The 14,031-nt window shown below is 74.7% G+C and carries 14 protein-coding genes; all 14 read right to left on the bottom strand.

Features of this window, described 5'->3' with window-relative positions; translation table 11 throughout:
• Positions 1-73: 73 nt before the first annotated feature.
• Entirely contained in the window at positions 74-937 is an 864-nt protein-coding gene (locus VMF70_03025; GenBank protein ID HTT66981.1) for a tetratricopeptide repeat protein, read from the bottom strand.
• Positions 930-1,412, bottom strand: coding sequence for a chemotaxis protein CheW (locus VMF70_03020; GenBank protein HTT66980.1), 483 nt, complete (start codon positions 1,410-1,412; stop codon positions 930-932). Before VMF70_03020 ends, VMF70_03025 begins: the two co-directional genes overlap by 8 nt.
• Positions 1,409-1,852 carry a chemotaxis protein CheW gene (locus tag VMF70_03015; protein ID HTT66979.1) on the bottom strand — a complete coding sequence of 148 codons (444 nt, stop codon included), beginning with the start codon at positions 1,850-1,852 and terminating at the stop codon, positions 1,409-1,411. Before VMF70_03015 ends, VMF70_03020 begins: the two co-directional genes overlap by 4 nt.
• Positions 1,849-2,946: a chemotaxis-specific protein-glutamate methyltransferase CheB gene (cheB, locus tag VMF70_03010; GenBank protein HTT66978.1), complete on the bottom strand. Its 1,098-nt coding sequence runs from the start codon at positions 2,944-2,946 to the stop codon at positions 1,849-1,851. The genes VMF70_03015 and cheB overlap by 4 nt, the downstream gene beginning before the upstream one ends.
• Positions 2,927-3,409, bottom strand: coding sequence for a chemotaxis protein CheD (locus VMF70_03005; protein HTT66977.1), 483 nt, complete (start codon positions 3,407-3,409; stop codon positions 2,927-2,929). Before VMF70_03005 ends, cheB begins: the two co-directional genes overlap by 20 nt.
• Entirely contained in the window at positions 3,406-4,179 is a 774-nt protein-coding gene (locus VMF70_03000) for a protein-glutamate O-methyltransferase CheR (protein HTT66976.1), read from the bottom strand. The genes VMF70_03005 and VMF70_03000 overlap by 4 nt, the downstream gene beginning before the upstream one ends.
• A 32-nt stretch (positions 4,180-4,211) precedes the next feature.
• On the bottom strand, positions 4,212-5,831 hold the full coding sequence (locus tag VMF70_02995) for a DUF4388 domain-containing protein (GenBank protein HTT66975.1): 1,620 nt from the start codon (positions 5,829-5,831) through the stop codon (positions 4,212-4,214).
• Positions 5,831-7,801 carry a DnaA/Hda family protein gene (locus tag VMF70_02990; protein ID HTT66974.1) on the bottom strand — a complete coding sequence of 657 codons (1,971 nt, stop codon included), beginning with the start codon at positions 7,799-7,801 and terminating at the stop codon, positions 5,831-5,833. The genes VMF70_02995 and VMF70_02990 overlap by 1 nt, the downstream gene beginning before the upstream one ends.
• A 1-nt stretch (position 7,802) precedes the next feature.
• Positions 7,803-8,414, bottom strand: coding sequence for a GTPase domain-containing protein (locus tag VMF70_02985; GenBank protein HTT66973.1), 612 nt, complete (start codon positions 8,412-8,414; stop codon positions 7,803-7,805).
• 4 nt (positions 8,415-8,418) lie between these two features.
• Complete coding sequence (locus tag VMF70_02980; GenBank protein ID HTT66972.1) at positions 8,419-8,886, bottom strand: roadblock/LC7 domain-containing protein; 468 nt, start codon at positions 8,884-8,886, stop codon at positions 8,419-8,421.
• Entirely contained in the window at positions 8,883-9,236 is a 354-nt protein-coding gene (locus tag VMF70_02975; protein HTT66971.1) for a roadblock/LC7 domain-containing protein, read from the bottom strand. Before VMF70_02975 ends, VMF70_02980 begins: the two co-directional genes overlap by 4 nt.
• Positions 9,233-10,129 carry a tetratricopeptide repeat protein gene (locus VMF70_02970; GenBank protein HTT66970.1) on the bottom strand — a complete coding sequence of 299 codons (897 nt, stop codon included), beginning with the start codon at positions 10,127-10,129 and terminating at the stop codon, positions 9,233-9,235. Before VMF70_02970 ends, VMF70_02975 begins: the two co-directional genes overlap by 4 nt.
• Complete coding sequence (locus VMF70_02965; GenBank protein ID HTT66969.1) at positions 10,122-11,279, bottom strand: DUF4388 domain-containing protein; 1,158 nt, start codon at positions 11,277-11,279, stop codon at positions 10,122-10,124. The genes VMF70_02970 and VMF70_02965 overlap by 8 nt, the downstream gene beginning before the upstream one ends.
• Positions 11,280-11,281: 2 nt before the next feature.
• Positions 11,282-14,031, bottom strand: a 2,750-nt coding sequence (locus VMF70_02960) for a tetratricopeptide repeat protein (GenBank protein HTT66968.1), incomplete at its 5' end; no start/stop codon positions are given.

Below are 14,031 nucleotides of genomic sequence, written 5' to 3'. Positions count from 1 at the left end.
GCCGGGCCTCAGACTCGGAACTCTGCACGGGGGTTGAGGATAGCCGCCGCCTCGAGGCGCGTCAAGCGCGGTCTCAGACCGCCGGCGGCTGCCCGCCGGCGGCCACGGCCTCGAGGGCCTCGCGGCACTTCTTGCCCCACGGGTTGAACTTGTTGGCCGCGAACCCCGCCTGCCAGGTGGCCTGGGCCGCCTCGCGTCCGCCGGCCAGCCACTGGGCGCGGCCCAGCTCGTAGTAGGCCTCGATGAGGTTCGGCCCCAGCTCCAGGGTCTTGCGGAAGAAGTTCTCGGCGTCCTCGTACATCTCGCGCTCGAGGTACACCAGGCCCAGGTAGTAGTTGGCGTACAGCGTGGCCTTCTTGTCGTTGGCCATCCGGATGGCCTTGGACAGGTGCTCGATCGCCTCGCCGAAGATCCGCTTCTTCAGACACACGTAGCCGAGGTTCACGCGCGCCAGCGAGTTGGCGGGCTCCTTGGTGAGGACCCGCTGGAACGTCCCGAGCGCGTCGTCGTAGTCCTCGCGCAGCATCTGGGCCCATCCCAGCAGCGACTCCGCCTGCACCTCGCCCGGCGAGAGGGTCAGCGCCCGGGTGAGCGCCTTGATCGCGCCGTCGTAGTCGCCGAGCGAGATCAGGCTCCAGCCCTTCTCGATGAAGGTGGACGCGCCGATGTGGTCCGCCTGGACGACCGGGTGCGCCGAGTCGAACGCGAGCGCGGTCGCGGCGCGGCTCTCCCCTTCCCGCTCCTTGAAGCGGTCCACCAGCTTCTTGATGTCGTCCTTGAGGGCCGCCAGCTCGCCGATGGCGCCGTCCACCTGCTTGAACAGCGTGATGATGTCCTGCTTGACCGCGGCGAGGGCCTGGGCCCCCGCCGCCGCGTCGAGCGCGCCGGCGATCTGATCGCGGCGCTGCTTCAGCGCCTGCACGACGTCGTCAGCCATGGGCCTTCTCCGCGCCGATCCCCTTGAGCTTGATGCGCTCGGTCGAGTTGAGCAGCCGTCCCGCGTGGAGCAGCACCACCGTGCGCGAGGGCTGGGTGACGATGCCCTGCACGTAGGCCGCCGCCAGCCCGCGCACCACCGGCGGCGGCGGCGTCACCGCGTCGGCGGCGACCCGCAGCACCTCGCTCACGGCGTCCACCACGGCCCCGATCACGGCACCGTCGGCCTCGACGACCATGATGCGGGTGTCGGCGCCGAGCGGAGCGTGCGGCAGCTCGAAGCGCTTGCGGAGGTCGATCACCGGCACGACGCCGCCCTCGATCTGCAGCACGCCCTCGAGGAAGGGCGGCGCCTTGGGCAGGGCCGCCGGCGCCTCGTAGCGCAGGATGCGCTGCACCTGGAAGATGTTGAAGGCGAACTCGTGTCCGCCCACCCGGAACACGACGATCTGGAAGGTCTCGTCCTGGCTCGTCATCGCTCGGGCTCCTCGAGCGCGGTCACGCGCTCGGCCAGCAGGGCGACGTCCAGCACCGTCACCAGCGCGCTCCCCCAGCGCCATACGCCGCGCGCGGGGAGCGACCCGGTGGCGGAGCCTCCCACGAACTCGGCGTCCCCGTCCACCACCGCCTCGACCTCGTCGACCTCGAGCGCCAGGTCGGCGCCGCCCATCGTCACCACCAGCGCGGAACCTCCGGGCTCGACCGGCGGCGCGCCGCCCGCCAGCAGGGCCGCCAGCGAAACGACGGGCAGGAAGCGCTCCCGGTGCGGGATGAGCCCCCGCACGGCCGCCGAGCGTGCCGGCACGCTGGCCAGCGCTCCGACGGCCACGACCTCGCGCACCGCGGCGACGTCGAAGCCGTAGCGCTCCGCCCCCAGGCGGGCGACCACGAACGGGAAGGACGCCGGTGCGCTCACGGGCGCGAGCCCGCCCGCCGCCGGATCTCCGCGACCACCCGCGCCGCCATCTCGCCGAGCGGCACCACCTCGCAGGCGGCGTCCGCCTGCACGGCCGCCTGCGGCATCCCGTACACGACGCACGAGCCGCGGTCCTGGGCGAAGGTCGTGCCGCCCGCGCGCCGGATGGCCACCAGGCCCTCCGCTCCGTCGCGGCCCATGCCGGTCAGGACCGCGCCCATGGCCGCCGGCCCGAAGGTCTCGGCCACGCTGCGCAGCAGGACGTCCGCCGCCGGCCGCACGCCCCACAGCGGCGCATCCCGCGTCAGCTCGATGGTCGGGGCGCCGCCGGCGGCGCGCACGCGCATGTGGTAGTCGCCCGGCGCCACGTACACCGTGTCGGCCGTCACGGCCGCCCCGTGCGCGGCCTCGAGCACCCGCATCTGGCAGATCCCGTCCAGCCGCTCGGCCAGGCTGCGCGTGAACCCGGCGGGCATGTGCTGCACGACCAACACGGCCGCTTCGAGCCCGGACGGCAGCGCCGGCAGCAGCTCCACCAGCGCGCGCGGCCCGCCCGTGGAAGCCGCCACCGCCAAGACGAACCGGACCGCGCCCGGCGCGAGCGCCTGGCGCGGGCGATCCGGCGCCCGCGGCTGGACCGCCCCGAGCAACGCGCGGTCGGCCGCCGCCGCCGCCCGCAGCGCCGCCAGCAGCCGTGCGCCGAGCGCCTCCGGCCCGGGGTCGTCCCGCCCCTGCGGCTTCTCGACCAGGTCCACGGCCCCGAGCTCCAGGGCCCGGATCGCCTCGGAGGTGTCGCGGCCGGCCCGGGCGGACACCACGACGATGGGCCGCGGCGCCTCGCGCATGATCCGCTCGATGGCGCCGAGGCCGTCAAGCTCGGGCATCGCCAGGTCCATCGTCACCAGCTCCGGCTCGTAGGCCCGGACCTTGGCCAGCGCGTCGAGCCCGTTCCGGGCGGTCCCGACCACCCGGAAGTCCTCCGACGCGCCGATCACGTCGCTCAGCACCCGCCGCATCAGCGCGCTGTCGTCCACCACCAGCACGCCGTGCCGCGCCGCACCGGCCGGCCCGCCGCTAGAGGACGACCGTGCCACGCGCCACCGTGCGGACCTCGACGCGTCCGTCCGCCAGGAAGAAGTAGACCGACCGGCCGTGGCTCTTCAGCACGTCCTCGCCGACGACGGGGACGCCCGCGGCGGCCAGCACCTGCCGCGCGGCGACCACGTTCCGCTCGCCCATGGCCACCGCCCCGGGCGCGGCACCGGCGCCGAACATGCTGGCGCCGCCCACCAGCCGCGCGGTCAGCCGGCTCCGCTCCGCCCCGACGCCCGCCAGCCGCGCCAGCAGCAGCGGCATCACGGTCTCCGGGAAGCGGCCCGGGTTCGACTGGTCCCGCGCGAGGCTCGGCGATGGCAGCAGCAGGTGCGCGAGACCCCCGGCGCGGGCCACCGGATCGTACAGCGCGATCGCGACGCACGAGCCGAGCCCGAGCGTGACCAGCACCGTGTCGCCGCTCTCCACCGCCCAGTCCCCGACCCGCACCAGGCGCTCGGTCACCGGCGCACGTACAGCCGCTCGCGCGGCTCCTCCAGCTCGAACCGCGCCTTCGCCGGTCCCAGCATCGTCTCCACCTTGCCCAGGAGCAGCAGGCCGCCGGGCGCGAGGGCGTCGGCGAAGGTCGAGAACAGGCGCTCCTGGGTGGGCCGGTCGAAGTAGATCACGACGTTGCGGCAGACGATCAGCTGGTAGGGCGGCTGCGGCGCCGGCTCCCAGGTGAGGTCGTGCGCGAGGGGATGCACCACCTGCGCGAGGCCGGCGGCGAGACGGTAGGGCGGCCCCTCGGTGAGGAACCGCTCGCGCAGGGCCGGCGGGACGTCCTCGACCGCGGTCGCGGGGTACTCCGCGCGGCGGAGCGTCTCGAGGGCCGTGGGATCGAGGTCGGTGGCGTCGATGCGCAGCCGGGCGCGGAGGCCGGCCGTGGTGCGCGCCCGCTCCGCGAACAGGATCGCCAGCGAATACGGCTCCTCGCCCGAGGCGCAGCCCGCCGACCACACGGTCACCGGCCCCGGCGCCGCCCACAGCCGCGGCACCACCCGCTCCCGCAGCAGGGCGAAGGTCTCCGGGTTGCGGAAGAACTTGGTGACGTTGATGGTCAGCGCGTCGAGCAGGAGGTCGTACTCCTCCGGCGTCCGGTCCAGCAGGGTGGCGTAGGCGGCGTAGGTGTGGACGCCGCGCGCCCGCATCCGGACCGCGAGCCGCCGCCGCAGACAGGGCTGCTTGTAGCTCGACAGCACCAGGCCCCGCTCCCGCTCGACCTTGCCCATCAGCGACCGCAGGTCCGCGTCCTCGGCTGCCGCCTTCAGATCCGCTCCAGCGTGTCGAGGTTGGCGCGCGCGAGCTCGTGCGCCGGGTTCATGGCCAGCGCCTCCCGCCAGTACGCGCCGGCGCGCTGCGCGTCGCGATCGCGGATCGAGAGGTTGCCGAGCTTGAAGTACACGTCGTCGCCGAGCCGCGGGGCGATCTTGATGGCGCGCTGGTAGGCCTGGCGGGCGTCGTCCGCGCGCCCGCTCTTGTAGTAGAGGTCGCCGAGGTTCTTGGAGACCTGCGGCAGCGAGGGGTCCTCCTCCAGCGCGGTGGCGAGCAGCTGCTCGGCGCGCTCCGGCTCGCCGTGCCGCTCGTGCAGCACCGCGAGGTTGTTGCGCAGCGGCGCGGCGTGCGGGAAGCGGGCCAGCCCCTCCTCGGCGATCGGGAGCGCGTCCTCCTCCCGGCCGGCGAGCACCGCAGCCAGCGAGCGCGCCCAGTACCACACCGCGCTCGGCGGCTGGCCGCCGGGCGCGAGGGCCTTGACCCGGTCGAGCCGCTCCACGGCCTGGGGCCCGTGCCCGCGCTTGAGGGCCACGATGCCCCAGCCCATCGCCACCCGCCAGTCCTGCGGAGCGCGCGAGGCGGCCTCGGCGAAGGCCGCGTCCGCTTCGGCGAGGCGGCCCATCTGCTCCAGCGCCACGGCCAGGTTGTGCAGCACCGCGGCGTGCCCGCCGCCGTGCTCGGCCGCGTGGCGGAAGGCGTCGACGCCGTCGCCCCAGCGGCCCTGGCGCAGCGCCACCAGCCCCAGGTAGAAGTGGGCCTCGCTCTCGCCCGGCCTGAGGTCGAGCACCCGCCGGAATTCGCGCGCGGCCTCGTCCAGCATCGCCGTCTTGTAGAAGGCCAGCCCGAGGTTGCGGTGCTCCTCCACCCGCGCGTCGCTCCCCACCGGCAGCTCCTCGGCCTGGGTGCGGCCGAGGCGGTGGGCGAACCCCGCGGTGATCAGGCCGTAGAGGGCCTTGCCGACGTCGAACTCGAGCAGCCCGGAGTCGTCCACCAGCCGCAGCACGTCGCGCTGGCCGTCGAGCAGCGGGAGGATGCGCTCCTGCTCCGGCGTCAGCGAGACGCCGGAGGACCCCAGGCGGGGGCGGTCCACGACGAAGATCAGGTCGAACGACGGGATCTTCTTCTCGATCAGGCTCCACTCGTCCACGCGGCGGGCGCCCTCGAGCAGCAGCGACTCCGGGGTGATGCGGACCAGGAAGTCCTGCGCCTCGGGCACCACGTCGCTCTCGAAGCTGAAGGTGCCGGAGACCCAGGTGAACAGGTAGTACACCGCCTCCTCGATCTGCACCCGCATGTAGCGCTCGAGCTCGGGGCGCGAGATGAACCCCTCCTCGACCAGCAGCTCGCCGAGCCGCTTGTCCCGCTCCCGCGCCTGCCGCTCGATCGACGACTCCAGCTGCTCGTTGGTGATGAGGCCGCCCTTGACCAGGATGTCGCCGAGCCGGTCGCGGCGGTTGACGATGGACGCGTAGGTGATCAGCCCGCGGTCGAAGTACACGTAGCCGAAGTTGCTCCGGTCGGCCACCGACAGGCAGCCCGTCTTCTGCCCCATGGACAGCAGCTGCAGCACGTCGGGGAGACTGGCTTCCTTGAGACTGCCCTTGATGGCCATCAGCGCAGCTCCTCGACCAGCCGGTCGGTCGCACCGGGCCAGTCCCACACCACCTTCTCGCGGCTGCCCATCACGGCGTCGAGGCCGGCCGGGACGACCGCGGACACGGCCTGCGCCTGCGACGGACGCAGCGAGCGCCCTTCGATGGCGAGCCGCGCCGCCTGCACAGTGAGGGTCTCCGCCGACGGGTCCATCCGCGCCATGGCGCGGTTCACGAGGCCCTGCACGGCCCGCGCGCTGTCGGCCGGCCGGGCCGCGAGATACTCCACCGCCTCGATCTCGGCCACGACGTTGCGGGTCGCGAGCAGCCGGCGGACCATTTCGGCGCGCATGGTCCGGTCGGGCGGCGCGAGCTCGACGGCCAGGCCGCCCTCGAACCGCGTGGTGAGGCGCGGCGCGAGCCCGGCGAGCTGGCCGGGCAGTCGGTCGGCGCTGAAGGCGAGCTGCTTCTCGGCGTCGGCGAAGGCGTTGAACAGGTTGAACAGCTCCTCCTGGGTGGCGTCGCGGCCGGCGAGGAGCTGGACGTCGTCGAGGATCAGGGCGTCGGCGCGGCGGAACCGGCGCCGCCACCACTCGATGCGGCCCGCGTTGATGGCCTGGACCAGCTCGTCGGTGAACGCCTGCGCCGAGAGGCACGCCACCACCGCGTCGCTCCGCGCGCCCAGCAGCGCGTTGCCGACGGCGTGGAGGAGGTGGGTCTTCCCGCTGCCGCTCGGACCGGTGACGAACAGGGGGTTGAACCGCTTCCCCGGCTCCTGCACCACGGCACGCGCCGCCCGCACCGCCGCCTCGTTCGCCTTGCCCTCGATGAACTCGGCGAACGACAACCCGCGCGAGGGCGGCGGCGGGGGCTCGACCCCGGCCTTCACCCGCTCGGCGACGGCCCGCGCCTCCTCGACCCGGTCCGGGTCGTGGAAGACGGCGTTGCCGGCGGCCGCCGGGTCGTACTCCACCGCCTCGTCCAGCAGGCGCCGCAGCTCCTCGGCCCGCGCGGCGTAGTCGGCCAGCGCGCTGCCGACGTCCGGGATCTCGTCCGACAGCAGCAGCTGCTCGAGCCGGGTGGTGCGGAAGCCCTCGCCCTGCCAGCGGAGCACGGCCTCGCCGATCCGCGAGCGCCAGGCCTCGACGGTCTGCGCGACCGTGGTCGAGATGGCGCTGAGGAAGGAAGCGAACTCGTCCGGCGGCTCCGCGGCCGGGGCGGGCGGCGCGCTCGGCGCCGCCGGCGCGGGCTCGGCGCGGGGCGCGGGCACGGCGGGCAGCTCGTCGGCGAGCAGCGTCCGGGCCGCCTCCGGGGTGAGCGCGCCGCCGCCGACCGCCTGGAAGGCGATGAGGCGGTTCACCAGCCCGATCAGCTCCCGCACGCTGGTCGCGCCCACCTCGGCCACCGTCTCGAGCACCGGCCGCGGGATGTCGGCGCCGCGCTCGGTCACCTTGCGGTGCAGGATGGCGAGCCGCGTCTCGAAGTCGGGCGCCGCGATGTCCACCAGCAGCCCGCCCGACAGGCGCGTCACCAGCCGCTCGTCCAGGTCGGCGATCTCGCCCGGCGGTCGGTCGCAGGTCAGGACGATCTGCCGCTCGGCGCCCTGCAGCGCCTCGGTGACGCGCAGCAGCTCGGCCTGCATCTCGCGGTGTTCCGCCAGGAACTGCACGTCGTCCAGGAGCAGCAGGTCGGTCTCCAGGGCGCTGCGGCGGAACGCCTCGATCTGGCCCGCCGCGACCGCCGCGTGGTAGCGCTCGACGAACTCCTCCAGGGTGAGGTACTCGACGCGCAGCGAGGCCTGGTGCTCGAGGGCGAGGAAACCGATCGCCTGCAGGAGGTGCGTCTTGCCCAGCCCGGACTTCGCGTACAGGAACAGCGGGTTGTACGACGTGCCCGGCGACTCGGCGACCGTGCGCGCCGCGGTGGCGGCGAGCCGGTTGCTCCCGCCCACCACGAAGCTCTCGAACCGGAACCGCGGGTTGAGGTCCACGTCAGACCCGCCGCGCGCCCATGCCGCCCTGGCTCAGCCGGCGCAGCACGTCGGCGGCGACCCCCTTGAGGGTCTCGAACACGCCGACGCCGTGCAGCGCGTCGGCCGGGAACGTCCGGAGGCTGCGGAAGTTCAGCGCCTCGTCCAGCTCCTCCGGCGAGAGGATCAGCTCGCGCGGGAGGTCCTGCTTGTTGAACTGCAGCACCATCGGCAGGGTGCGCGCGTCCACGCCCTGCTCGAGGATGTTGACCTGGAGGTTCTGGAGGCTCTCGATGTTCTCGTCCAGCTGGCGCACCTGGCTGTCGGCGACGAACACCACGCCGTCGGCGCCCTGGAGCACCAGCTTGCGGGTGGCGTTGTAGTAGACCTGGCCGGGCACGGTGTACAGCTGGAACTTGGTCGCGAACCCCGAGATCGTCCCCAGGTCGAGCGGGAGGAAGTCGAAGAACAGGGTGCGGTCGGTCTGGGTGGCGAGCGACACCATCCGGCCCTTCCGGTCGGACGGGACCTGCGAGTAGACGTACTGCAGGTTGGTCGTCTTGCCGGACCGTCCGGGCCCGTAGTAGACGATCTTGCAGGTGATCTCGCGGGTCGTGAAGTTCACCAGCGACATGTGATCACCGCTGAAAGAGGGTGGCGAGGCTGCGGTTGAGGTCGGCCTCGAAGTCCTCCGCGAGCACCGGCTCGCGGAGCTGGTCGGCCGGCGCCGCGCGGCGCAGCGCCGCGGCGAACTCGTCGTAGAACAGGTCCACCAGCCCGATCGACGTCTCCTTCCCGAACACGGTGAGCACGATCAGCGCCCCGCGCGGCGTCGAGCACGCGGCGAGGTGGATGCCGTGCCGCTCGCCCGCGTGGAACAGGGCACCGAAGGTGCGCTCGCCGATCTGCTGGGCGAGGGCGCCCGAGGCGGCCATGATCGCCGCGCCCAGCGCCGAGGCCGCCATCAGGTCCACGGCGCGGGCGAAGCCGTGCTGGGCCAGGACCTGGCCGGCCGGCGTCATCAGCACCACCAGCCGCGCGCTCGACTCCGTGACGTAGCGCAGCAGCGGCTGCTCGGCCCACGGCTCGACGACGGTGGTGGTCACCGCGCCAGCGCCGCGGCAGCCCGCATCATCTCGAGCCGCGCCAGCCCCACGTTCACGCGCCCGTCGGCCAGCGCCACCACCAGCAGGTCGGGCGGCGCGGGCGCCACCAGCAGCGTGCCCCCCGCCGCCTCCATCTGCACGAACCGCACCCGGCCGGCGCCCACGGCGCCAGCCGAGCCACTCACCTTGCGCACCAGCGACGCCGCCAGCGCCGCCACGGCGCGGCCCGGCACGCCCTCCATCAGGAGCTGCGCCACCGGGAGGCCGTCGTCGGCCGACACCCACATCGACCCGCGCATCCCGCGCACGCGGGAGATGCGGTCCAGGGCGCGCGCCAGCTCCTCGCTCACGCCCCCTGCCCTTCCAGCCAGGCCGAGGCCGTGCCCCGCGCGCGCTCCGCGAAACGCAGCGCGAGCCCCACTGGCATGCTGCGGTCGCGCCGCACCAGGAGCAACGCGCCGGGTCCGACCGGCGCGACCACGAGATTCGCACTCTCCGCCTCGGCGACGATCGTGCGCCACCCGCCGAGCGCGAGGTGCTGCGCCGTGCGCGTGGCCTCTCCCGACACACCGGCGAGCCCGGCCGCCGCGAGCTCGGAGACGTCCCCGCCGCTCGGGGAGGCGAGGCCTCCCGCCAGCACGAGTCCCCGCTCGTCGAGGAGCAGGATGTCCGCCGTGGCGCGGTCGAACCCGCTGAAGACCGGGGGCCGCGCCCGGACGCCGGCGCCCCTGGCCGCGCCCGCCTGGGCCGCCGGCCCGGCCCCGGCGTCGGGCGCCGGCACCGGGGTCCCGGGCGTGGGCAGCTCCGCCGCCGGGAGCTCGGCGGTCGGCAGGTCCGCCACCGGGGCGTCGCGCCGCATCGTCTCGAGCGCCCGCTGCGCGGCCTCGTCGTCCGGATCGATGGCCAGCGCCCGCTCGAGCGCCTCGGTCGCGGCCCGGGCGTCGCCCTGGCGGAACCGGACGAACGCCACGCCCTTGAGCGCGCCCGGGTGCTCCGGCGCCAGCTCCAGCACCTTGCTCCACGCCAGCTGCGCCCGATCCAGGTCGCCCAGGTCCGAGTAGATGCGCGCCAGCACGTCGTGCCCGTCCGCGTGCTGCGGGTGGCGGGCCAGTCCGTGCAGCGCCACGCGCAGCGCCTCGTCCCGCTGGCCGCGGCGGCGCAGCGACTCGGCGAGCTCGGCGTAGGCCAGGCTGGACGGGTCGCGGGCCAGCGCGGCGGTGAGCGCGCGGACGTCGTCAGCCACGCTCGCCGCCCAGCATCCGCTCGAGCGCCGCCGCCGCCGAGCGAGCCTCCGCGACCTGGCGGCGCTGCTCCTCGTCGGCGTGCCCGTCCACGAGCTTCTCCCACCGCTCCCAGGTCTCGCGCGCGTCGCGGAACCGGCCCGTGGCCACCAGGGCGAAGCCGCACCAGCGGTACGCCTCGGCAAAGTCGGGCGCGAGGCGCATGGCGCGCCGGCAGGCGTCCACGGCCTCCGAGTACAGTCCCGACGCGAGCTGGGCGCGCCCGAGCACGAGGTGCACGCGCGGCTCTTCCGGCCGCATCGCCAGCGCGGTCTGCGCCGCCTCCCTCGCCGCCTCCACGTCGCCGGTCTCGAGCCGCACCTCGGCGGCCGCCACCAGCGCCCCGGCGTCGTCACCGAGGCTGGTGCGCGACTGCCGCACCGCCACCGGGTCGTGCAGCTCGACCACCCCGGTCGTGACGAGGCCGAACACGGTGCGCGCCACTTCGAACTCGCTCACCGCCAGCGCCGTGGCAAGCTGCCGCAGGTCGCGCTCGCCGTCCACCTCGGCCAGCACCTCCCACTCGGCCGGGTGGAGATCCAGCTGCGCCGCGGCGCCGTCCGCCTCCAGCGGCGCCAGCGCGGCCACGACCCCGAGGTGCGGCACCCGGGACTCGATGCGCGACCACTCGTCGATCCGGCGCGCGCCCTCCATCAGGACCTTCTCGGTGGGGAGCGAGACCAGCGCGTCGGCGGGGGCGCCCTCCAGGCCGCCTTCCGCGAAGGAGAACGACCCCTCGCGCCACGACAGCAGCTCGAACACCGCCTCCTCGATGTGCCGCTCCACCTCGTGCGCCAGCTCGCGCGGCATGAGCGCGCCCATCTCGACCAGGATCTGCCCCAGCCGCCGCCGCGAGCCCTCGCGCTGCTGCACGGCGCGGGCGTGCGACAGCTCCTCGACCGTGATCCGCCCGCCCTCGACCAGCCGGTCGCCGATGCGGTGCGGGTTGGAGCGGATCTGCGCGAACACGATGGCGCCCCGGTCGAAGAACACCGTGCCCTCATTGTCGCGCAGGTGGCTGGTGATGCGCAGCACCCCGGTCTTGCGGCTGAGGTCCAGCAGCTGGAAGACGTCGTGGAGCCCGAGCTCCTTGAGGGGGCCTTCGATCGCCACGGTCAGGCCGCCTCGCCGGCGAAGATGTGCACCAGGTCGCGGGCGGTGCGCGCGTGGGCGCGCGCCTGCTCGGCGCGCGGCCCGGCCGGCGCGAGCGCGATGACGCGCTCCCACTCGCCGATGGCGTCGTGGTAGCGCCGCTCCCGCGCCAGGGCGAGCCCCAGGTGGTAGCGGGCCTCGACGTGGTCGGGCTGGAGTCGCACCACGCGCTCGACCGCCGCGCGGGCGTCGAGCTCCTGGCCGCGCTCCAGCAGCACCTCGGCCAGCAGCACCAGGGCCTCGAAGTCGTACGGGTCGCCCTTCAGCACGGTGATCAGCACGTCCATCGCCTCGGCGCCGCGGCTCTGGCCGTGGAGCAGCCGGGCGAGCGCGAGCGAGGCCACCCCGTAGCTCGGCAGGTGCTGCAGCGCCGAGCGATAGGCGGCCTCGGCCTCGCGCGCGTCGCCCCGCCGCTCGCACAGGCCGCCGTACTCGACCCACACCTCGACGTAGCCCGGGTCGAGGTCGAGCGCGCCGCGGTACGCCTCGCGGGCGAGGTCGCCGTCGCCGACGGCGCGGGCCACGTCGCCGAGGAGCTTGCGCACGTCGGCGCGCTCGGGGGAGCGCACCTGCGCCCGCCGCAGCACGTCGAGCGCCGCGGCGGGATCGCCGGCGCGCGAGCGCGCCTCGGCCGCGAGCAGCTCCGCGTCCACGTCGTCCGGCGCCTGCGCGAGCAGCTCCTCGGCGAGCGGCGCGGCCTCGGCCACGCGGTCCAGCGCCAGCAGGCAGCGCACCTCGCCCGCGCGCGCCCCGCGGTGCGCCGGCGCGAGCGCGCGCGCCTCGCGATACCGCTCCAGGGCCTCGCCGAACAGGCCGCGCCGCGCGAACACCTCGCCGCTCAGCACCGCCGCCTCGGCCTTGTCGCCGCCCCGCGCCACGGCGCGCGTGATCTCGGCCGCGGCCCGCTCGAACAGCGACTTGGACAGGAGATCGCGCGCCAGGCCGAAGGGCTCGCCCCGGGTGCCGCCGCGCGCGGGCGCCGGCACGACCGTGGTCCGCAGCTCGGCGAACAGCGAGTCCAGGAGGCGCGGGTCGAACACGAAGGCCTCCCCGCCGTCCACCAGCGGCCGCTCCACCGTCAGCTCGGGGAGCCCGGGCAGCGCGGCTTCGCCCTCGGGCAGCTCCATGGCCAGGAGGTACTTCTGCGGCACGTAGTACGGCTCCAGCTCGAGCGCCCGCTTCACCTCCCGCAGCGCGCCATCGAACTCGCCGAGGTTCGACAGCGTGAACGAGAGGTTGTAGTGCGCCGCCGCGTCGTCGGGATCGGCCTCGACGGCGCGGGCGAAGGCGTTGCGCGCGTCGGCGTAGCGCTGCAGCTCGACCAGCACCACGCCGACGCCGTTCCACGCCACGGTCGAATCGGGCGCCATTTCCAGGACCTGGCGGTACGCCTCGAGCGAGAGCTGGTGGCGCCGCATCTGGGTCAGGAGCAGCGCGAGGTTGAGCCGGGCCGCCAGCAGGTCGCCCGCGCGGGTCAGCGCGTCCCGGAACGCCTCCACCGCGGGCTCCACCTGGCCGAGCGACACCAGCACCACGCCGAGGTTGTTGAGTGCCGGCGCGTAGCCCGGGTCGGCCTCGAGTGCCCGGGCGTACGACGCGCGCGCCTCGTCGCGCCGGCCGCCCCGGTGCAGGCCGACCCCCCGCTCGTTCCAGAACTTCGCGCTCGCGGGATCCTCGGCCACCAGCTCGTCGTACAGCTCGAGCGCAGCGTCGAGGTCGCCCTTGAGCAGCTGTACCTCGGCCATCGCGCGCCGCACCAGGCCGCGGTCCTCGCCGCGCTCCAGCGCGAGCCGGTACTCGTGGAGGGCCTCCTGGTGGTAGCCCTTCTGGCGGAACGCCTGGGCGAGGTGGTAGTGGGCGAGGGTCGCGCGGTCCCCGCCTGCGGGCTCGACGCGGCGCGAGACCCGCGCCTCGCGCTCCGGCAGGCTCCGGGTGTCGCGGGCCTCGAGCGCCAGGTTGGCCTGGGCGCGGGCCAGCGCCGGGTTGAGGCGCGCGGCGCGCTTGGCGGCCGCGCGCGCGTCGGTGTGGCGCCCCAGGTCGCCGAGCACGAAGGCCAGCAGGTGGTGCGCCTCGGCGTTGTCGGGGTTGAGGGCCACCGCGCGCTCGAGCGCGCCGAGGGCGACCTCGTTCTGGCCGCGGTTGTAGAGCACCTCGCCGCGGTGGTACTCGATCACCGACGAATCGGGGTCCGCCTCCCGGGCGCGGTCGAACCACTCCAGGGCCGCCTCGAGGTTGCCGAGCCGCTGCTCCAGCAGCCCGAGCTGGGTCAGCGCGCCGAGGTCGCGGGGATTGTGGGCGAGCAGGGTGGTCAGCTCGGCGTGGGCCTCCTCGTACTGGCCCACCGCGGCGCAGGCGCGTGCCACCTCCCACCGCGCGTCGCGGTCCTCCGGGTGCCGGCGCAGGCGTTCCCGCAGCTCGGTGATGCGGCGGTCGTAGAACCCGCTGCGCCGGCAGGCGATCTCGAGGTTGCGCTGCGCCACGGTCATCTTGGCGTCGAGCTCGAGCGCGTGGGCGAAGCAGCCCACCGCCTCGGGGAACAGGCCCTTGCGGAAGTACAGCACGCCGAGGTTGTTGTGCGCGCCGGCGTCGGAGGCATCGATCCGGCGCACGAACGACCGGAGCACGGCGAGATCGCGATCCGAGGCCACGGTTCCCGGCATCGCCGCCCCCGCCGTCAGGTGAGCCGCACCGCCTGCAGGATCGCGCGCAGCGA

It is taken from the genome of Gemmatimonadales bacterium (genome assembly GCA_035502185.1).
In the GTDB taxonomy this organism is placed as follows: Bacteria; Gemmatimonadota; Gemmatimonadetes; order Gemmatimonadales; family JACORV01; genus Fen-1245.
This window is presented reverse-complemented; position numbering and strand designations above follow the sequence as displayed.